This is a genomic window from Ligilactobacillus salitolerans, assembly GCF_003864415.1.
In the GTDB taxonomy this organism is placed as follows: domain Bacteria; phylum Bacillota; class Bacilli; order Lactobacillales; family Lactobacillaceae; genus Ligilactobacillus; species Ligilactobacillus salitolerans.
Genome location: NZ_BFFP01000027.1, coordinates 20,774 through 38,745 on the forward strand (window position 1 = coordinate 20,774; position 17,972 = coordinate 38,745).

At 42.1% G+C, this 17,972-nt stretch carries 24 protein-coding genes; 1 reads left to right on the top strand and 23 read right to left on the bottom strand.

What is annotated here, in order from left to right:
- The first annotated feature begins 55 nt into the window (after positions 1-55).
- Entirely contained in the window at positions 56-301 is a 246-nt protein-coding gene (locus LFYK43_RS08110; RefSeq protein WP_124977228.1) for a GlsB/YeaQ/YmgE family stress response membrane protein, read from the top strand.
- A 200-nt stretch (positions 302-501) separates the two neighbouring features.
- Here the strand turns inward: LFYK43_RS08110 and celB are convergent, their stop codons facing one another.
- From celB to LFYK43_RS08220, 23 genes are all read right to left on the bottom strand, one after another.
- Positions 502-1,863, bottom strand: a complete 1,362-nt coding sequence (gene celB / locus LFYK43_RS08115; protein WP_124977230.1) for a PTS cellobiose transporter subunit IIC — start codon at positions 1,861-1,863, stop codon at positions 502-504.
- 404 nt (positions 1,864-2,267) lie between these two features.
- Positions 2,268-3,275, bottom strand: a complete 1,008-nt coding sequence (locus LFYK43_RS08120; protein WP_124977232.1) for a serine hydrolase domain-containing protein — start codon at positions 3,273-3,275, stop codon at positions 2,268-2,270.
- A 7-nt stretch (positions 3,276-3,282) separates the two neighbouring features.
- Positions 3,283-3,699, bottom strand: a complete 417-nt coding sequence (locus LFYK43_RS08125; RefSeq protein ID WP_124977234.1) for a PTS sugar transporter subunit IIA — start codon at positions 3,697-3,699, stop codon at positions 3,283-3,285.
- Between the two features lie 48 nt (positions 3,700-3,747).
- Positions 3,748-4,566: a PTS system mannose/fructose/sorbose family transporter subunit IID gene (locus tag LFYK43_RS08130; protein ID WP_124977236.1), complete on the bottom strand. Its 819-nt coding sequence runs from the start codon at positions 4,564-4,566 to the stop codon at positions 3,748-3,750.
- Positions 4,550-5,449: a PTS mannose/fructose/sorbose/N-acetylgalactosamine transporter subunit IIC gene (locus tag LFYK43_RS08135; protein WP_124977238.1), complete on the bottom strand. Its 900-nt coding sequence runs from the start codon at positions 5,447-5,449 to the stop codon at positions 4,550-4,552. The genes LFYK43_RS08130 and LFYK43_RS08135 overlap by 17 nt, the downstream gene beginning before the upstream one ends.
- A 5-nt stretch (positions 5,450-5,454) precedes the next feature.
- A complete protein-coding gene (locus tag LFYK43_RS08140; RefSeq protein ID WP_124977240.1) occupies positions 5,455-5,955 on the bottom strand; it encodes a PTS sugar transporter subunit IIB in 501 nt (166 codons plus the stop codon).
- A 392-nt stretch (positions 5,956-6,347) separates the two neighbouring features.
- Positions 6,348-6,854, bottom strand: coding sequence for a hypothetical protein (locus tag LFYK43_RS08145; protein ID WP_124977242.1), 507 nt, complete (start codon positions 6,852-6,854; stop codon positions 6,348-6,350).
- Between the two features lie 47 nt (positions 6,855-6,901).
- Entirely contained in the window at positions 6,902-8,335 is a 1,434-nt protein-coding gene (locus tag LFYK43_RS08150; RefSeq protein WP_124977244.1) for a 6-phospho-beta-glucosidase, read from the bottom strand.
- A 186-nt stretch (positions 8,336-8,521) separates the two neighbouring features.
- Positions 8,522-8,875 carry a hypothetical protein gene (locus LFYK43_RS08155; protein ID WP_124977246.1) on the bottom strand — a complete coding sequence of 118 codons (354 nt, stop codon included), beginning with the start codon at positions 8,873-8,875 and terminating at the stop codon, positions 8,522-8,524.
- Complete coding sequence (locus tag LFYK43_RS08160; protein WP_124977248.1) at positions 8,872-9,195, bottom strand: hypothetical protein; 324 nt, start codon at positions 9,193-9,195, stop codon at positions 8,872-8,874. Before LFYK43_RS08160 ends, LFYK43_RS08155 begins: the two co-directional genes overlap by 4 nt.
- A 19-nt stretch (positions 9,196-9,214) precedes the next feature.
- Positions 9,215-10,522 carry a hypothetical protein gene (locus tag LFYK43_RS08165; protein ID WP_124977250.1) on the bottom strand — a complete coding sequence of 436 codons (1,308 nt, stop codon included), beginning with the start codon at positions 10,520-10,522 and terminating at the stop codon, positions 9,215-9,217.
- 6 nt (positions 10,523-10,528) lie between these two features.
- Entirely contained in the window at positions 10,529-10,918 is a 390-nt protein-coding gene (locus LFYK43_RS08170) for a DUF1310 family protein (protein WP_124977252.1), read from the bottom strand.
- Between the two features lie 117 nt (positions 10,919-11,035).
- Positions 11,036-12,316: a Tle-like phospholipase domain-containing protein gene (locus LFYK43_RS08175; RefSeq protein ID WP_124977254.1), complete on the bottom strand. Its 1,281-nt coding sequence runs from the start codon at positions 12,314-12,316 to the stop codon at positions 11,036-11,038.
- Between the two features lie 3 nt (positions 12,317-12,319).
- Positions 12,320-12,835, bottom strand: a complete 516-nt coding sequence (locus tag LFYK43_RS08180) for a hypothetical protein (RefSeq protein ID WP_124977256.1) — start codon at positions 12,833-12,835, stop codon at positions 12,320-12,322.
- Between the two features lie 94 nt (positions 12,836-12,929).
- Positions 12,930-13,175, bottom strand: a complete 246-nt coding sequence (locus tag LFYK43_RS08185; protein ID WP_158609212.1) for a hypothetical protein — start codon at positions 13,173-13,175, stop codon at positions 12,930-12,932.
- Positions 13,168-13,320: a hypothetical protein gene (locus tag LFYK43_RS12575; protein ID WP_158609213.1), complete on the bottom strand. Its 153-nt coding sequence runs from the start codon at positions 13,318-13,320 to the stop codon at positions 13,168-13,170. The genes LFYK43_RS08185 and LFYK43_RS12575 overlap by 8 nt, the downstream gene beginning before the upstream one ends.
- A gap of 3 nt (positions 13,321-13,323) precedes the next feature.
- The gene (locus tag LFYK43_RS08190) at positions 13,324-13,716 is read right to left on the bottom strand and encodes a DUF1310 family protein (protein WP_124977260.1); all 393 of its coding nucleotides are present in this window, start codon (positions 13,714-13,716) and stop codon (positions 13,324-13,326) included.
- A gap of 165 nt (positions 13,717-13,881) precedes the next feature.
- Complete coding sequence (locus tag LFYK43_RS08195) at positions 13,882-14,757, bottom strand: ABC transporter permease (RefSeq protein WP_124977262.1); 876 nt, start codon at positions 14,755-14,757, stop codon at positions 13,882-13,884.
- Between the two features lies 1 nt (position 14,758).
- Positions 14,759-15,628 carry an ABC transporter ATP-binding protein gene (locus LFYK43_RS08200; protein ID WP_124977264.1) on the bottom strand — a complete coding sequence of 290 codons (870 nt, stop codon included), beginning with the start codon at positions 15,626-15,628 and terminating at the stop codon, positions 14,759-14,761.
- Between the two features lie 32 nt (positions 15,629-15,660).
- Positions 15,661-16,116 (bottom strand): DUF3021 domain-containing protein, encoded by a 456-nt coding sequence (locus LFYK43_RS08205; RefSeq protein WP_124977266.1) that lies wholly within the window; start codon positions 16,114-16,116, stop codon positions 15,661-15,663.
- Positions 16,113-16,442, bottom strand: a complete 330-nt coding sequence (locus LFYK43_RS08210) for a LytTR family DNA-binding domain-containing protein (RefSeq protein WP_124977268.1) — start codon at positions 16,440-16,442, stop codon at positions 16,113-16,115. Before LFYK43_RS08210 ends, LFYK43_RS08205 begins: the two co-directional genes overlap by 4 nt.
- A 191-nt stretch (positions 16,443-16,633) precedes the next feature.
- Positions 16,634-17,005, bottom strand: a complete 372-nt coding sequence (locus LFYK43_RS08215) for a nucleotide pyrophosphohydrolase (RefSeq protein WP_124977269.1) — start codon at positions 17,003-17,005, stop codon at positions 16,634-16,636.
- Positions 17,006-17,189: 184 nt separating this feature from the next.
- Positions 17,190-17,972 (bottom strand): RNA-guided endonuclease InsQ/TnpB family protein (locus LFYK43_RS08220; RefSeq protein ID WP_148095613.1); only part of this gene is annotated, 783 nt, incomplete at its 5' end.

A 17,972-nucleotide genomic window follows, 5' to 3' on the forward strand; every position in this document is an offset into this window, starting at 1 on the left:
ATTCCAGTATACTGGCAGTAGGAATTATTAACTCACATTTAGGGAGGAATGTCGCATGCATTGGATCTGGGTCTTGATCGTTGGTGCCATCATTGGTGCGATTGCTGGTGCACTTACCAGTCATGGCAAATCTATGGGCTGTTTGGCTAACATTATCGCTGGTTTAGTCGGCTCTTCACTGGGGCAAGCATTATTAGGCAACTGGGGACCGCAACTTGCCGGCATGGCAATTATCCCTTCAATTGTCGGTGCGGTGATCATTGTCTGGATCGTCGCTTGGATCGTTGGCAAAACAAGCTGATTTGAGCTTTAATTTGTCAACCTAGCCAGGTTTAATCCGCCAACACTGACGGTTCCTTTCATTTTGGGAACCGTCTTTTTTTGCAACGTTGCCAATCTTTACTACGCAAAAAAGCCATTAAACCCCAGGCGACTAAGAAGTTTTCCTAATCGCTTGAAGGTTCAATAGCTTTTATTTGTTGTTTTTGGTTAAAACAAGGCTTAAGCTTGTTCTGCTGCCAAGTTAGCTTGTTCCTGTGCCAAAAGCTTGCGGTCATAGATACGAGCAAATGGGTAGTAGACCAAGCCTGCAGCAATCACGTTCACGAAAGCCAAGATAACAGAAGGAATATCGCCACCTGTACCAAGGAAAGCACCAATACCAACTGGTGATGGCCATGGCATCTGAGCGATGATCTGATGAGTGATACCAAGCTTAATTGACCAATATGTCAATGATGATGTTACAACTGGGGCCAACATAAATGGAATTGCCAGATATGGGTTGTAAACAACTGGTGCCCCAAAGATAATTGGTTCGTTAATATTGAAGAAGGCTGGTGCGATAGCCGCACGTCCCAGAACCTTCAATTGAGCTGATTTAGCCATGAAGGTCATGAAGAATACCAAGCCCAAAGTAGCACCGGAACCACCAATGATAACGAACATGTTGTTGAATTCACCGGCAAAGACCATGTGTGCACCTTGTGAGTTTAAGGTCAAGTTATTCAGGGTAATTGGTGTGATAAAAGCACCGATGATGTTGGCACCGTGAATACCCAAAACCCACAGCAAGGAGATCAGTAATTCGATCACAACGACACCTAACCAGCTATTGGTCAAGTTAGTAACAAAGCCAAACGGCAAAGCAATTACATTGTAAATATCTGTGTTTAAAGCAACCAAGATACCTTCGATAAGTAACACAACAAATGCGATCACGAATGTTGGGATCAAGGCCGTAAAGGACTTAGCAACACCAGCAGGAACTTGTTCTGGCATGCGGATAACCCAGTTCTTCTTAACGATCAGTTGGTAAATCTTAACAGCAAGCAAAGCCATGATGATCCCAGTAAAGATACCGGCTGTACCCAAGCGTGCTAAACCGCCGTCACCAGCTCTCCAGCCGTTAACAACTGTTTCAGTTGCGTTGCTGACACTCAATACTTTAACCATGCCGCCCTTGATAACTAATTCTGGAATAGTCATGAAGTAAGCAAAAACAGCTAATAAAGCACCGTTAACTGGATCAATGTTGAGTTTTTCTTCATCGCGGATGATCCGAGTATATTCATACCCGATCACGATCGTGAAGTACAGTGCCAAGATCCCCATCGTTGTCTTATTAGCAACCATGTACAAATCAGTAATTTTCACAAAAGTCGCATTAAAGAAACCTGTTAAGCCTGTAAAAACTGTTGGCAAAATGTTCAAAACCAAGAACATCGACCCAACGATCGTAAATGGAATTGATGCTAAACCAGCAGCCATGATTGCACGAACGATCCGAGTAGCAGCCAATTTACCCATTGGCCCCATAATTTTGCTATTCAAAAACGCCATGAACTTATTATCTTCGCCCATATTATTTTTCCCCTTTAGTAACGTCACTTGTACTGACGCTTTTTTTAAAGTTAAGCAACATAATTATTGTTTGCGATTACATTTCTAAAAATAAAAAATTGCAAGTTCTCAATAATCCATGTCCTCAATAACTTCAGTTGCTTAACTTATCAAACTAATAATTGCAATAAGTATTTCCGCGCTTCAAAATTAACCTCCTTCCCAACAAATTAAAGCGCTTTATTTCCTACAGACATAATTATAATATGTTGGTACCATTTTTACAAGTGCCTTTAAATTATTTTCTTGGTAAATTTGTTGACAGACAAGAAACATCGATTCAAAGCGTTTTTGAACAAGGAAACTTCATTATCCACTAAAAAGCAGAGCCAAAAATCCGTAGTCTGGATTCTTTACTCTGCTTTTTAAAATGCCCGGTAAAACTGTTTGATTGCCTGAAGACGCCAAGACAACCACCTTGTATTGGCCCGGCTGGGGTAGACCCGATTGGTTAGACAGACAAAAGCTGTTTTTTTGGTCAAGTTCAGGGCAATTGAAGTCCCTGTAAAGCCGGTATGCCACACCTTAAAATCTGGGTCATCCGGCTGACCCCAAAGTTTCCAGCCTAAGGTACGACCGTAAAGACAATGCTTCTTCAATAACTCAAAAATTGACGGAGACAAAACTTCTGATCCTTGATAACTTCCATTATTCAATAGCATTTGTACAAAATGAACTAAGTCATCCAGCGTCGAAAACAGCCCGGCATGTCCACTAACGCCTCCAAGTATATTGGCTTTTTCATCGTGAACCTGGCCGCGAATGATCCCGCCGCGTTCCGGCTGATACTCAGTTGGAACATATAAACGTTTCGGATATTGGGTCGGGTTAAACCCAGTATCTTGCATTTCTAACGGCTTAAAGATGTTTGTCTCAAGGCTCTGAGATAAGCTTCCATCAATTTGTTGGATGATCCAGCCCAGTAAAATAAAACCCAGGTCTGAATATACCATCCGCGTACTAGGCTGCGACTTTAGAGAAGCATTCTTAACTGCTTGGATCAAGCTTGTTTTGTCCAAGGCTGAAGCATTTGGCAAATCCGCCGGCAAGCCGCTGTCATGCAGCAAAAGCTGTTCGATCGTGATACGCGGGTACTTTAGTCCTGTTAGAAACTGACCTGCTTGATCATTTAGTGCCAGCTTTTTTTCTGCAAGCAGTTGAAAGATCCTCGTGGCAGTACCAACCACCTTGGTCAAAGAGGCTAAGTCATAAAGCATTCCAGGCTTCAAAGGAATGCTGTCGCTCCCGCTCCCTTGAACACCGTCATAAAAGGTTTGCACCTTGCCTTTGGCCGCCACTGCCAGCGAAACCCCATAAATAGCGTGATCCTCTTGGGCTTTTTGCATAATTTGTATCAGCTCATGCATTTTCATTCACTTCTTACGTTTCATCTTCGTCATCATCTGCGGCGACTTTCTCTTTAACATTAGTGATCCCTTGCACGCCCATCGAGAGGAGTTGATTCAAGTCCAGCTTATCACCCAACAGCTGCTGATTGCTAAATTCGATCACCATCGGCAGGTTGATTCCTGTCACAATTTCTATTTGCGGAAATTGTGACAGGAGTTGAACCGCTACATTGGAGGGAGTCCCCCCTAAAAGATCTAAAGCTAGCAGTACTTCTTGTTCGGGGGAGCTTTTCTTTAGTTCAACTTCCAATTTTTTTTGCAAGTCTGCCGGCCCCATTTCGGGAGTCAGTCCATAGGCACAAGCACCTGGGATCTTACCCACTATCAACTCGGCGCTCTCCAATAATTCTTTGGCAAATAAACCATGACTCACTAGGATCAGTCTCATTTGTACAGCTCCTTTGCTCAAATTTCAACTCAGACACACTCAATATTCTTAAGATGCCTTGCCCAAAATACCAAGGGCCGAACAGACCACAGCCACAACGATCACAATAAAAATTGCCTTGGTCGAAGTCATCTTCTTTTTGCCCAAAAGCCAATAAATCAAGGCGACGATCACCGCCGGGACCAGCTTCGGCAAAATCATGTCAATTTCATTTTGCAAGTCGACTGTTACTTTACCAATATGAGCGACGAATGGGACTTTAACGTTGACTAGAGTTGCCACCAATGCTCCAACGACATAAACTCCTAGTAAAATTGCTGCATCAGTCAAAGCGCTGAGCTGCCCGCGCATCCGCGTCACCAAGTTCGTTCCTTCTTTATATGCCAAAGGAAGCTGGATCCAACGAATATACATGACAATAAAGTTTACGATCAGCCATAAAAGAAGACCAAAAGGATTTTTTTGAATTGCCATATTAGCCGCGATCGCACCCATGATCGCAGGGATCAATGAAGCAAAAATAGAGTCGCCGATCGCCGCAAATGGACCCATCAACCCGGTTTTTAGACCAGAGACAGTTTCAAGCGAGCCGATCCCCTCTTTTTCTTCAAGTGCCAAGTCGATCCCAGTGATCATTGTATTCACATAGGGGTTAGTGTTAAAAAATTGATTATGTGCTTTCATCGCTGCCTTAAGTTCGGGGGTATGATCGCCATACAATTTTCGCAGCTGGGGCAAGATAATAAATAAGTACCCTGAACCTTGCATCTTTTCATAATTCCAGCCCAGCTGATTGCCAAAAAGATTCCGCCGATTAACCTGGCGAAAGTCCTTTTTCTTTAACTTATAATCAGTCTTCGTCGCCATAAATCTCGCCCTCCTCATCATCTTGCTGTTTCGGTGCAGCCGGCTGCTGCTTTTGCAGCTCGACTTGATGCTTGTACTCATTAATTGCAAAAGTCAGCCCGATCAAAGCAATTGCTAACATAGAAACCGTGTTAAATGACTGTGTGAATCCTTTTGAAACTTTAGCGACTGCTGTCCCTAGAGTCTGCACATTGGTAAATAGGGTGCTGAACAAGGCAGTGATCGTAAAGCCTAAAATGAGATAGCCCACATGCTTTCTGGCCGGCAGGTAACGCAGCAGGATCGCAAAGCCGACTGCGGGTAAAAGCGCCCCGGCAGTGGCTAAACCATTACTGAGCCACTGTAAATCAGTGTTCAAGACTTTTACGACTGACGAAACAAAACTGCCGCCAAATTGAAGAGCTAAGAAAACTGGGATCCCACGAGATAAAGCCCACGGGATCATTCCATATAAGTAGTTTCTTTCTATTCCGCGATAATTCTCAGCTTCGATCAAACGATCAATGCGATGCTGGAAATACGTATTAGTAAATCTGCCTAAAATATCGGTCTGAATCATCAATGAAGCCACCGGGACTCCTATGGCAGCCACCGCTGTTTGGGCATTCATACCAGCACTGATCGAGAAAGCCGTTGCCAAGATCGTGCCAGAATTAGCATCAATTTTGGAGGCTCCCCCAAAAGTTCCAACGCCCAGGACAGTCAGCTGCAGACTGCCGCCAATTACTAAACCGGTACCCAAATCACCCATGATCAAGCCAGTGATCAAGCCCGCCCAGACTGGTTGGGCCAAAGAAGAAACAATTGTAATATCATCGATGGTCTGGTACATCGAATAAAGCGTCAGCAGCAAGACCTGCCAAAATGCAATATCACTGTGCATAGAAATTACCCCTTTTCTTCTAATTTCGAGTTAGCTATTAATGCTTTAAAATCTTGAACCGGGTCGCTTGGCACCATTTGCGCAGTGACTTGGACACCGCGCTTAAATAAGTCCTTAAAAGCAGCAATATCAGCTGACACAACGTTGATCGACTTAGTCAAAGCCTTGGTGTGATCGGTTTGCGACATGTTGCCAACATTGACCGTTGGCAATTCTACCCCTGCTTCCAGCAGATCTATCAATGTCTGTGGACGTTTGACTAAAATAAAAACACGTTGGGAATCATACCGGTGACCAGTAATATTTCGTGCTGCTTTTTCCACGTTCAAAATACTCAAGTTAAGGCCAGCAGGCTTCGCTAGCTTGAGTCCCGTTTTAGCAACATCGGAAGCAGCCGCCTCGTCATCAACCACCATAATTCGGGTAGGGTTAATTACATTGACCCACATATTAGCGACCTGTCCGTGAAGCAGTCTGCCGTCGATCCTTACTGCAACAATTGCCATTTTTCTCGCTCCTTTAAATAAAATATCCTTAGAAAATTGCTTTCAATATAACTTGTCTTGCCACAATACGGTTAGACACATTCCCTCGGAAAATTTATGTTATATTTTATTACATACTACCCCTTTCATAGACAAATTTAAATGTTTTTTTCAAAATATTTCCACATATGCCTAGTTTAATTGTAAATTTTCATGTTTTTTGCCTACATATTTTAAGTAAAAAAAGATCTATATCGCCTTAAAATAGGCATTACTCACGAAATAAATCAAATGTTACATCTTTTTACATTTGGTTTTGTTGAAAATGCATTTCAATGTTTTGAGTAAATAAAAAAGTTGTCTCCCTCTTTCAAAGGCGACAACTTCGCTAAAAATAACTTCTGATTTAAATTCTATTTTCCAACTGCATCTTTATACTTTTGCATTGTATCCAAATACTTGTCACGATCGTGCTCGATCAACTTCACCCGCCGCTCTAGGAACATGCACAGCATCATCCCTAAGGCTAACATCGCAATGATCAAGGTCTTACCTTTTGCAGACATAAACGGATAAAAGGCTGTGAAAGCCGGTGTTGCGCACAAAACCAGCATCACGGTATCCACACCAAATTGCAGCCAGTAGTAGATCTTAGAGTAAGGCAGCTTATTGGAGGTATCATGCAGCTTTTTAAACTGCTCCCAAATTACCGGCAGACTGGCGAGCAATAAAAGCAGCGGCACCAAAAAGCCGGGTTTTCTCGCCATGATCAGTAGAACTAACCAGTAAATATTCAGGAAAAAGAAAAGCGCGATCATATACCTGAGTAATAGATACCGGTTAAAAGCCATCGTTTCTTTACTCTGCTTTTTTTGATTTGCTTCCGCTTTTTTTAAATCTGCTTGCTTTTTATCTGTCATTTGTTTCAACCTCTTCTAAGCAGTTTAACCTGCTAATCAATTTCTCTTTAGTCTAATTCTGCACCGTTAGTCTTGATCACATTTTGATACCAGAAGAAGGAATCTTTGCGTGAGCGAGCCAGTGTCCCTTTGCCTTCATCATCTTTATCCACATAGATAAACCCGTAACGTTTCGACATCTGACCCGTTCCGGCAGAAACTACATCAATGCAGCCCCATGGAGTATAGCCCATCAGGTCTACGCCGTCCAGAGTTACTGCTTTTTTAACTTCTTCTAAGTGCTTGCGCAGGTAGTCTACCCGGTATGGATCATGAATGCTGCCGTCTTCTTCGACCTGATCCACAGCGCCAAGTCCGTTTTCAACGATAAACAGCGGCAAGTGGTAACGATCTGTCAGTTCATTCAAACCATAACGCAAACCGATCGGATCAACTGACCAGCCCCAATCACTAGTCTCCAAGTACGGATTGTCAACAACTGCATCTGCTGGCGAAATCAGGTGATCTGCATCGCCGTTCTTAGCGCTAACTGTCATTGACTGGTAGTAGCTAAAGCCAATATAATCAACAGTACCTTCTTTAAGCACAACTTGATCTTCAGCTGTAAAGTCTGAACGGAAGCCTTTGCGTTCCAAGTATGCTTCAACTTCTTTAGGGTATTCCCCCCAAGCATGCACGTCTGAGAACCAGAAGCGACGCTGGTTGATCCGTTGAGCCAGTAAAATATCGGCTGGATCGGAAGTTGCTGGATAGAATGGTGTGTAGTTGATCATCGCACCGATCATGAAATCTGGATTGATCTTCTTACCTTCTTTAACGGCCAAGGCAGAGGCAACTAATTCATAGTGAGCAGCTTGGTACATGGCAGCTTCATTGTTGTCGCCTAATTTCAAACCAGAGTTGGTCATAACGGCAAAATCATTGTTAAAGTCAGCCTGATTGTCAATTTCATTGAAAGTCATCCAGTACTTAACTTTATCCTGATATCGTTTGAAACAGGTCGTTGCAAAATTCAAATAGAAGTCGATCACTTTACGGTTGCCAAAACCGCCGTATTCTTCAACCAAATGCCAAGGCATTTCAAAATGCGCCAAAGTCACGACGGGTTCGATCCCATATTCAAGGCATTCATCAAATAAGTCATCATAAAACTTTAAGCCCGCTTCATTGGGTTCAGTTTCATCGCCATTCGGGAAGATCCGAGTCCAGGCAATTGAGGTCCGGAAGCACTTAAAGCCCATTTCTGCGAACAAAGCCACGTCTTCTTTATAATGACCATAAAAATCGATCCCATCGTGGTTCGGATAATTTTTACCCGGTAAAACACCATCAGTAATCTCACGCGGTACCCCATGAGCACCAGCGGTCATCACGTCAGCGACTGACACGCCTTTGCCGCCGGATTGCCATGCCCCTTCTAATTGGTGAGCAGCAACCGCGCCGCCCCATAAAAAGCCTTCTGGAAATGAATTTGCAACCATTGTTTCTCGCTCCTCTTCTTAAATACTGATCAATAAAACGCTTTCCAAAATGATTATAACTTATTGGTACAACTACGTCAACACGGCACTTTTTCTTTATGTTGGGTAAACAGACGAACTAATGTCCAAAACACCCCTATAGAAAGAACGATTCGCTTTTTCTATAGGGGTGCGTGCCGTTATGTATTAGTCCTTGTCTTTTTGAGCAATGTATTTTTGCCGTAAAACTTCATCAGTCTGGTCATCATAATAGCGCGTAACTTGCCGTTTGCTTTCAGCAGTTGCTTCGATCCGTTGCTGCATCCGCCGCCGTCCTGCCTGAAATTCTTGGGTGACCCGACCGCTGGCCTGCTGAAATTCATTCCCGCCAGTGGAATTATACGCGTGATCAAAATGATAAAAACTATTCATTAGGTCATCAAACCTTTGTCCCATGTCAAAAACCATCTGCTGTTCATCATCCAAGATTCGATCAAGCTGTTTTTTAGCCTCAGTCTCTTCTTTCTCGAGTCGTGCCCGCTTTTGATCCCAAATATTCATTTGATACTGCCAACCCCTTGTCCGTAATTATCACGTTGGTCCAACTGCTTTAAAACTTGGTCAGCACCCTCTTGCACTTTTCCTTTCAAGCCTACATCTGTAGTCGCCTGCGCGGCTTTCTGGTTGAAAGAGGCGTTGATTTTTTCAGCTTTTATGCTGGCTTGCTTGGTGCTTTTTTCAATTATATAGCCGCCTTTAACCTCGGCCGGCAATGTCAGTTCAAGCATTGTTAAAGCAGCTCGTTTTAGGACCTTTTCACGTTCTCTTTCTAATTCTTCCAGTCCCTTTCGTGCCTCGCTGAGGACATCTTTTGCATCCATTTAGCCTTCCCCATTCTTGTTATTCCGCAGTAAACTTAACTGCCCAGTCCTTATCGTCTTGTTCAATATGTTCGGCGGCTTGTTTTAGCCCCTTGATCAAATTATCGATCCGTGCCAGATTCTGATCGACTAATTGATTGGAAGCTTCGATCTTGTCCAAATCAACGTGATACTTGGGCTCCAAATGATGTCGTTCCACGACCTCCGCCACGTCTTTAGGTGTAATGTAGGGTAAATCGCAGGCATCATCAATGATCTGCTGAAATCTCTTTTGCATGTCGGGATAGATCTGGTTGTTGATTTTCTTAATGTTTTTCAGGGGCTCTTCGGAAGCTTTCAACGAAGCAATGGCTGCGTCAACTGAATCTTTTTGCAAGGCAATCTTTTCAGCTACCACAAAGCCGGAAGCTTGACTTTCACCAACACTACTTGCTTTTTTGCCCTTGATTTGATGTACAACTTTAAGACCACCATCACTATCAAACTGGTAGCCGCCCCACATATGTTGACTCGTCAGGTTGTCAAGTAAACTCCCGCCGGTAACCTTCATGGAATCCACTCGGATCACAGTTCCCACGGATTTTTGTGTTTGCCGATAATCTAGACTTGCCAGCGTGATTTTGTCTTTAGGATCAATATAATTAAAGACCCGCTCTTTGAGCTGATCAGCTCGCTTTTTTTCTTGCTTATTCAATAATGCGTATGTATTAGGTCCTTCATATAAGTAGGCTGCCCGAACGCGTTTTGCTTGTTTTTCCGTAGTTGCCGCAAGTGCATACTGCCCGTTCATTGAACCCAGAGAATGACCATAAATATCAAACTGGGCATTGCAATAAACTTTCATAGCGCGAGACAAAGTATGCGCACTTGCTCGCATTTGCGGCGTGGGGCGATTCAGCATCTTAATAGCAGTATTGTAACTACTAAGAGGAAAGCCTCCACTGGTGGCCTGGCTAAACTTCCGTAGGGTAGAAGCTGGCTGGACATTGTTCAAAATATTAAAAGCAGCGGGAATGTCGTTTTGCGTCCAATCCTTTCTGGCATCATGCCCGAGAGAATTTTTTTCTGCGATATGATTCAGCCCAGACGAACCGCGATAAAGAATAGTCACATTTTTGACTTTTTTTGGATCATAGTTTGGGGCTTTGGGATTTTCTGATGTAATAATGTAGGCTTGTTCACCAGTATCAAGATCATTTATTTTTTTCGAAACGTAGCCTACTTTGCCTTTTCCCTTTATATTTACAACATCATTTTCTTTATAATCATGATACTCATTATTGGCAAAATAGATTCTCTCTTTCTCACTTAACTGTTCCCAGGTCATCAAAATTCACTCCCCTAGAATTTTCGCAAGTTCAGGGGAGGTTCCTCCTATACTCGCATCCATTTTATTTTGACCATTAACTGTTATTTTATCAAGATTAGCATAGAAGACTAAGGATTTGTTATCATTTACATATCCTTTAACATTGATCCCGCCCATAGGATTATGTTCTATGGTATTATATCTTAGGGTAATTTCATGTACGGAATTTCTTTTATCCATATCAATAACCTCATCTTCTATAAGTTTATGATATTTCTTCACATAACTAACCATTTCTTCATGCTGTCGTTCTTCTTTTTTATTCAAGTAATATTTTCCTCCTGCAAAAACCCCAATAATTAAAACAACACTCATTATGATACTGAATAAAATAATTTTTGTTTTCTTCTTCATCTGCTCACTCCATTGGTTTGCTTATGAATTAAGTATATCCCTATAGGAAATATTTTTGTATTAACAACCATTGAACAATGGTTCTAACTTTTATGTAAAAACGCGTAAGTTCGTATGTTACTGGGCTACAAAACTTATTGCCCAGTCCTTGTCGTCTTGTTCAATATGTTCGGCGGCTTGTTTTAGCCCCTTGATCAAATTATCGATCCGTGCCAGATTCTGATCGACTAATTGATTGGAAGCTTCGATCTTGTCCAAATCAACATGATACTTGGGCTCCAAATGATGTCGTTCCACGACCTCCGCCACGTCTTTAGGTGTAATGTAAGGCAGATTGCAGGTATCATCAATGATCTGCTGAAATCTCTTTTGCATGTCGGGATAAATTTGGTTGTTGATCTTCTTGATATTTTTCAGAGGCTCTTTGGAAGCTTTCAACGAAGCAATGGCTGCGTCAACCGAATCTTTTTGCAAGGCGATCTTTTCTACCTGAACTGAGCTGGTCGCAAGCGTCTCAACTTGCTTGGCAGTATCTGTAATGCCACTTTGCAACTTGGCTGCCAATCGTTTGCCTGTGCTGTACTCTTTTCGAACCAAATCAAAATAATTTACCGTCAGGTTGAGCCCCAGTCCCAGTGAATATCTGTTTGATTGAGCATGCAGGATTGCCCCTGGAAGTTCTGGTACCGCATTTGCTGCACCACTCTCATCAAAATTATGCGGTGAAAAAGTTTTGGTTAGATGGCCAGCCGCATTGATCATTGTGAAAGCAAGATCACTCAGACTAGAGGGAAGCGAATTTTTGTTAAATATGTAAACTTGTTTGCCGATCGGCGGTACCAGTCCTGGCAAATCAGGGACGATATCATTGGCATGCTTAATATTTTTGATTTTCTTGTTGAACTTTCCCTGCCGAACTTGAGCTCGTTGCTGAGGTGTCAATTCATTGTACGCACTCGGCGCCGAAAAAACAGTTGCTTTGGCATCATAATGGACCGCAGCATAAGTTGCTAACGCAGCTCCAAGCGAATGACCTGTATAGGTCGCTTTTTGCGGATCAAAATCTGGATGAAGCCGATGCATTTTTTCAATAAACTGCTGAAAATCCTTAAATTGAGACTCTTTCTGGTAGGCATTCGGATCAGTCAAATCAAAATCTTGCTTAGCATCACCTGCACCAGAAGTTCCCCGAGCTGCAACGACATACTGCCCATTGACCTTGATCAGGCTCGCTTGCAGACCGTGAGATTCGTAGGAAGGATGAGAGATTGTTTTATGGCTTGAATCTAATATTTGGGCATTTTTACCAATCAACTCTATGCTAAAACCATTTTGCTGATATCGTCTTGTATAAGAAATCTGTACAATTTGAAATAAGTTTCTATCTGATATTGCCACCTATTACTCCCCCTTTAACGTGCCATACCTTTCTGGGTACATTTTTTCTAAATACACTCTAATTTCATTAGCAGAGATGTTCTTGTCATAACCTTGTTTCTTCAGCAACCTAATATCTTTAGGCTGCAATAAAAAATTATCCGCTTTGTCATCATATTCCTCCGTTTCTTTTATTTTCGCTTGGGGTTTATCTTTAACGTTCTTGCTATAAGGAGCTAGCAGAATTTTCTTCTGTTTATCCCATTCCGCATCGAGTTCGGTTTTAGCACCATTTTTTAGATAAACAGTATAATCCAATTCAAGCTCACCACTCGCTGGATTTCTCCATAGTTTGCCAGTTGTTGTTTTTTCCACTCCGATATAATTCCACTTATAAAACTCGTCGATTTCTTTAGTACTTTTCTGAATCAGCTCTTGTTTTTCTTGCGCAACTTTTTGAACGTGATACCACACTCCTCCGCCAATCATTATTATTCCCAAGAAAATACAAGCTAAAATAATTTTTGTTTTCTTCTTCATCTGTTTACTCCATTGACTTTCATAACGTGGGACAAAGTATGCTTAAATTGACCGCATTTGCGGCTAGGGGCGATTCAACGTCTTAGCAATAATGTTAGAGGAAAGTCTGGCTAACCTTCCGCATGTTGGAAACTAGCTGGACATTATTTAAAATGGTAAAAGCAGCGGGAATTTCGTTTTGAGGCAAATCTTTTCTTGCATCATGTCCGAAAGAACTTATTTCTTCAATATGGTTCAACCCAGAGGAGGACTCACGATAAAGCATGGTCACATTTTCAACTTTTGTAGTATCAAAGTCTGACACTTTGGGATTTTCTGATGTAATCATAAACTTATTCATCAGTGTCAGAGTCATTTACTTTTTTCGAAACGTAGCCTATTTTGCCTGTCCCAGCAATTTTAAATGGTTCGTCCTCTTTTCGATTCAAATATTCACCCTTAGCAAAATGTACTCTCTGTCTTTCACTAAGATCATTCCAATCCATTCTTTACCAATCTCCTAACAAATCATCTAGTTTAGTTGATATACCCATATTTGTAGATTCAACTTTTATTTTTCCATCCACAGAAACCTTGTCAATATTTGTATCAAAACGTAGTGACTTATCACTATTTACGTATCCTTCGACATCGATACCGCCCATGGGATTATGTTCTACTGAACTATAGTCGATCGTTATTTTTTTGATGAAATTTTTCTTATCGGATTCCCTCAAATCATCTTCTATTACACTATGATACTTCTTCACATAACTGACCATTTCTTCATGCTGCTGTTCTTCTTTTTGATTCAAGTAATATTTCCCGCCTGCAATAACCCCGAAAATTAAAACAACAACCATTATGATGCTGGATAAAATAATTTTAGTTTTCTTCTTCATCTGTTTACCCCAATAATTTGATCTTATCTTAAGTATAGACTAATTTTGGAATCGGTTGCTGCAATAAGCATAAGAAAAACGACACAAATAAGGTACTCCATAACCAGAAAATCAAAACGATTACGAAGTACCTTACAAGTACCACAGAATATTTAAATGTAATTGCTATTCCACTGCGTGCTGTGCTTTCTTGCTTTTTGTTGCTAAATACGATTCGATCCCCGCCACTGCTAAGGAAAAGGCAACAAAAATTACACCTGCGATCAGTAAGGTTTGCTGCAGATTTAAAAGCTCACTCCATTTCAATTGGATCCCCATTTCCTGGGAAAACTGTTCACGAGCTGGGAGTGCTGGAAAAAACTGATTTAGGTCATCGTGTACGAGTAATTGGCGGTAGGCAGAAGCAATGTACGCCCCAGGAGTAAGTTTGACTACTGCTTGTGCTACATCCGGTAAAATTCCAATTGGAATATACGCTCCAACTAAAAAACCAGAGATCGTTCCAACCACACTGGCCAATGCACTAAGCGTATTCCGGTTTTTAACCATTAGCAAGATCACAGCATTAACCACCGAATTCAATAAAGATCCCAGGATCATCAGCGGCAGTAATGTTAGGATAGTTTCTCCCGTGATCCGTAAATCATCAACCAGGTAAAAATAGCCATACATCATGAAAAAAACAACCACTTGCATGATAAAACCGATCACGGCAGAACTTAAAATGTAGCCGAAGCTAAGTTGAAAGCGACTCGCACCAGTCAAAATCAGGTCAGCCTCAGCCTTTTTTTCATGGTCTTCTACTTTTTGGCTCATGGCAGACAGAGTCGTAGTAATTGCAGTTATTGCTAATGTACCGCTAATCAACCAGCTGTCCAAAAAACCTGCATGTGCTTGCGAACTTCCCCAATCTCCAGTCAGATTATCTTTCAAAAAGGCAACATATAAAATAAACGAGATCAGCGCACCTAATAAGGAAAAGAAAACTCCAGATCTATTCCGAAAGTATAATAGTAGATTCCGCCAGCATAAGGTCAGCATTTTAATGCATCTCCTTTCCAGTCAGAGCAATAAAGGCATCGTTCATCGTCCCCTGCCTGTATTCAAAATCTGTTACCAAAGGTGCAGCCAAGGCTAAGATCTTTAATGCATGCTGCGGATCTTGAGGGAAGACTTGTAAACTATCTTCTGTCATTCGTTCATATTCCGCTGCCGGTCCCAACAGATCCTCCAGCTGATCAAGCTGTTTGGACTGCAACACAAGCCGGCTTCTAGCGTACTTTTGCTTCAACTGGTCAGCTGACCCAGCAGCTACTGCTTTGCCCTGGTCGATCACATAGACCATGTCCGCATTATCTGCTTCTTCCAAATAATGGGTCGTTAAGATGATCGTTAGACTCTGTTGCTGTCTAAGTTGCGCCAGCGCTGACCAGATCGCGCGACGCGTCTGGATATCTAGACCCGTGGTCGGTTCGTCCAAAAACAAGATCTCAGGTTGTCCCAACAGAGCCCGAACAATATCAACACGTCGTCGTTGTCCGCCAGAAAGTTTACCATAACGTTTATTTAAAAAATCACTCACACCCAATTTTTCAGCGACAGAAACTAGGTCTTGCCGCTCAAATTTACCGCCCAATTTAGCACGGACCCGCAAGTTCTCACTTACTGTTAATTCGTTGTCCAAAACACTGTTCTGAAAAACGACTCCGATCCGAGGAGCTTTTTTAGCGTAGCTGATCTCCCCGCTCGTTGCTGGTAAAAGGCCTAATAACATTTCGACTGTGGTGGATTTTCCAGCCCCATTTGGTCCAAGCAAGGCTGTCAAGCTCCCTCTTTCCACTGTTAGATCCAAGTGGTCAACTGCAGTTTGTTTGCCAAAAACTTTGGTCAGATTTTTTGTTTGCAGATACATGAAATGCACCCCCCTTGTTAAGATTGGCTGCTTTACCTATTTTTCTTAATTTTGCGGTTGATCGCAGCAACATTTCTTCTAGTTCGCAACATACTCGAAAACCAAAAAACCAAGTAAATAACCACAAAAACTAGAACGTCACTGCTTAAGCTTGTAAGGTTTAAAGGATACCAACCCGCTAAATAGGCTAAAGCCATAAAACCAACTAGGGTCACACAAAAATGTGTCAGCGTCTGGCGTGCCAAGCTCCAATGATCCATCTCAAAAATCAAGACTGCAACTGCAAAAAGTGCTCCCATTAAAGCCCAAATTAGAATGGAGAAAGATAAAACATTCAGCGAGTTAGACGAAGCTGATACAAAAACCGGGGTAGAGGGAGAATAGACATGCGCTCCCCAGGCATAGGAATAGCCCAACATTACCAGGAGACCATATGTCACGCCCAACGGTAAACCAAATAAAAAGTGATTAATAAGTCGTCGTTTCATATACCCAGCCTCCTTTTGATGCGCGCAACATAACGTCGTGAGACAAATGATTCTTCTTGGGATTGGAAAATCAACTTAATGTTGCCATTTCCACTTAATTCCAGGTGATCTATGTAGTTAAAATTAACGATTTCACCACTTGAAATTTGGATAAAATCTTTCGGTAAGACCTCAGCAAACTGATAGATACCAGCCGTTATTTCCTCAAAAACCTCGGAAGTCTCAGTATAGACTCGAATAATTTTTTCTGGCAATAGTGGAGTAACCGTCTTTTCTTGGTAGCCCCACAATGGGACGCTATGTTTTTGCAGCTCATCGGCAATCATCTGCAGCTCTGGGGTAATTTCCTTAACATGAAAAAATTAACTTTCAAGCCTACCCCCCAATTTCACAACAATTTGATTCATTCATCTTTAAGTACAATTATAACTGACGTTTTCGTCCACAAAGCCACGTTTAAATAATCGGTAGAAAATCTTCCATAAACGGTCAAAATTAACCATCAAACGTGAGATTTTTACACTTCCCACGTCCGACTTTCATTGATCTTGGTCTTTGCTTTTACTAATTTAACTGGATCTAAATTCAGCTTGCCGCACATCAGAAAGGCGTAAGCTAAAACATCTGCCAGTTCTTCTTCCAGATGGATCTCCCGGTCGCGTGATAATTCTGCCTGCTCATCTTGCCACTGGAAGATCTCCAAGACTTCCGCTGCTTCCAGACTCAATGAAACAGCCAAGTCCTTGAGATTATGATAGAGACTCCAGCCCTTGTTTTCTCTAAACTTGATCATCATGTCCAGCACTTCTTGGTATTGCCGCGAAGTCAGCTGATCGACCTGTAAATTTTTGTTTGAACCATCTTTTTCTAAATTATGTACCTTCCCCACAAGATTCCCTCATTTCCTGATTTTCTAACTAAATTGTAACCTAGGATGCTTTTGAACTACCACCCTTTAAAAAGGGTGGATTCTGGGAACACAGCAAACTTGTCAGTTAGATTTCTCTAAAAAGATAGCGGTCACTGCTATTTACCACGGCACGTTCCATGCCTTATTTTTTACAGTCACTAGTTTAGACTAGTGCTTTATTTGGTGTGATTTGTGCTATTCCACGTTGGAGGATATTCTGACTAGCATTAATGTCACGGTCTAAGTGAGTGCCGCAAGTCGGGCATTGCCACTCACGGACGGCTAACCATTCATGTTGACTTAGACCGTCAAATTGGTGGTTTTTCTGACCACAAGCACTGCATATCCTGCTGGTGTATTTCGGGTCAACCATGATTAGTTGCTTGCCATACCAGTCGCATTTATATTGCAACATGGTAACTAATTTTCCCCAACCAGCGTTGGAAATTGCACGGGCAAGGTGGTGGTTTTTCAACATACCCTGCGTATTGAGTTTTTCCACGACAATCACGTCGAAATCTTGGACTAATTGCGTGGTCAACTTTTGCAGTTTATCGTTTCGACGATCACTGACCTGCCGTTTGAGTTTTGCCACCGTTCGTCGTGCCTGCTGGTAACGTGGAAACTGACGTAAGCTAGTGCGTGGAAACAGCACTTTGTCGTGCTTATCAAAGGCAATTTCCTTGAGTGCATTTCGTCGGCGACGTGCCATCTTGCGCTCCCACACTCTAATCTGTTTCCTTGCATCAGTGTCAAAATGTACCATGTTGACTTTCTGACCGTTGGACAAAATCATGAGGCTATCTAAACCAAGGTCAATACCGACAGCCTGCTTTGTTTTTGGTTTGAGAGCTTGTTTTTCGCCCTCAATCAAAATTGTGGCGTAATATTGACCTTGCGAGTTGATCCGGACGGTTGCCCGTCTAACTTTGCCGGTCAAAATACG

What these genes read in the sequence shown, in the direction of transcription:
- LFYK43_RS08110 (WP_124977228.1), top strand. Translation starts at nt 56, where the DNA reads ATGCATTGGATCTGGGTCTTGATCGTTGGTGCCATCATTGGTGCGATT.
- celB (WP_124977230.1), bottom strand. Translation starts at nt 1,863, where the DNA reads ATGGGCGAAGATAATAAGTTCATGGCGTTTTTGAATAGCAAAATTATG.
- LFYK43_RS08120 (WP_124977232.1), bottom strand. Translation starts at nt 3,275, where the DNA reads ATGAAAATGCATGAGCTGATACAAATTATGCAAAAAGCCCAAGAGGAT.
- LFYK43_RS08125 (WP_124977234.1), bottom strand. Translation starts at nt 3,699, where the DNA reads ATGAGACTGATCCTAGTGAGTCATGGTTTATTTGCCAAAGAATTATTG.
- LFYK43_RS08130 (WP_124977236.1), bottom strand. Translation starts at nt 4,566, where the DNA reads ATGGCGACGAAGACTGATTATAAGTTAAAGAAAAAGGACTTTCGCCAG.
- LFYK43_RS08135 (WP_124977238.1), bottom strand. Translation starts at nt 5,449, where the DNA reads ATGCACAGTGATATTGCATTTTGGCAGGTCTTGCTGCTGACGCTTTAT.
- LFYK43_RS08140 (WP_124977240.1), bottom strand. Translation starts at nt 5,955, where the DNA reads ATGGCAATTGTTGCAGTAAGGATCGACGGCAGACTGCTTCACGGACAG.
- LFYK43_RS08145 (WP_124977242.1), bottom strand. Translation starts at nt 6,854, where the DNA reads ATGACAGATAAAAAGCAAGCAGATTTAAAAAAAGCGGAAGCAAATCAA.
- LFYK43_RS08150 (WP_124977244.1), bottom strand. Translation starts at nt 8,335, where the DNA reads ATGGTTGCAAATTCATTTCCAGAAGGCTTTTTATGGGGCGGCGCGGTT.
- LFYK43_RS08155 (WP_124977246.1), bottom strand. Translation starts at nt 8,875, where the DNA reads ATGAATATTTGGGATCAAAAGCGGGCACGACTCGAGAAAGAAGAGACT.
- LFYK43_RS08160 (WP_124977248.1), bottom strand. Translation starts at nt 9,195, where the DNA reads ATGGATGCAAAAGATGTCCTCAGCGAGGCACGAAAGGGACTGGAAGAA.
- LFYK43_RS08165 (WP_124977250.1), bottom strand. Translation starts at nt 10,522, where the DNA reads ATGACCTGGGAACAGTTAAGTGAGAAAGAGAGAATCTATTTTGCCAAT.
- LFYK43_RS08170 (WP_124977252.1), bottom strand. Translation starts at nt 10,918, where the DNA reads ATGAAGAAGAAAACAAAAATTATTTTATTCAGTATCATAATGAGTGTT.
- LFYK43_RS08180 (WP_124977256.1), bottom strand. Translation starts at nt 12,835, where the DNA reads ATGAAGAAGAAAACAAAAATTATTTTAGCTTGTATTTTCTTGGGAATA.
- LFYK43_RS08185 (WP_158609212.1), bottom strand. Translation starts at nt 13,175, where the DNA reads ATGAATAAGTTTATGATTACATCAGAAAATCCCAAAGTGTCAGACTTT.
- LFYK43_RS12575 (WP_158609213.1), bottom strand. Translation starts at nt 13,320, where the DNA reads ATGGATTGGAATGATCTTAGTGAAAGACAGAGAGTACATTTTGCTAAG.
- LFYK43_RS08190 (WP_124977260.1), bottom strand. Translation starts at nt 13,716, where the DNA reads ATGAAGAAGAAAACTAAAATTATTTTATCCAGCATCATAATGGTTGTT.
- LFYK43_RS08195 (WP_124977262.1), bottom strand. Translation starts at nt 14,757, where the DNA reads ATGCTGACCTTATGCTGGCGGAATCTACTATTATACTTTCGGAATAGA.
- LFYK43_RS08200 (WP_124977264.1), bottom strand. Translation starts at nt 15,628, where the DNA reads ATGTATCTGCAAACAAAAAATCTGACCAAAGTTTTTGGCAAACAAACT.
- LFYK43_RS08205 (WP_124977266.1), bottom strand. Translation starts at nt 16,116, where the DNA reads ATGAAACGACGACTTATTAATCACTTTTTATTTGGTTTACCGTTGGGC.
- LFYK43_RS08210 (WP_124977268.1), bottom strand. Translation starts at nt 16,442, where the DNA reads ATGATTGCCGATGAGCTGCAAAAACATAGCGTCCCATTGTGGGGCTAC.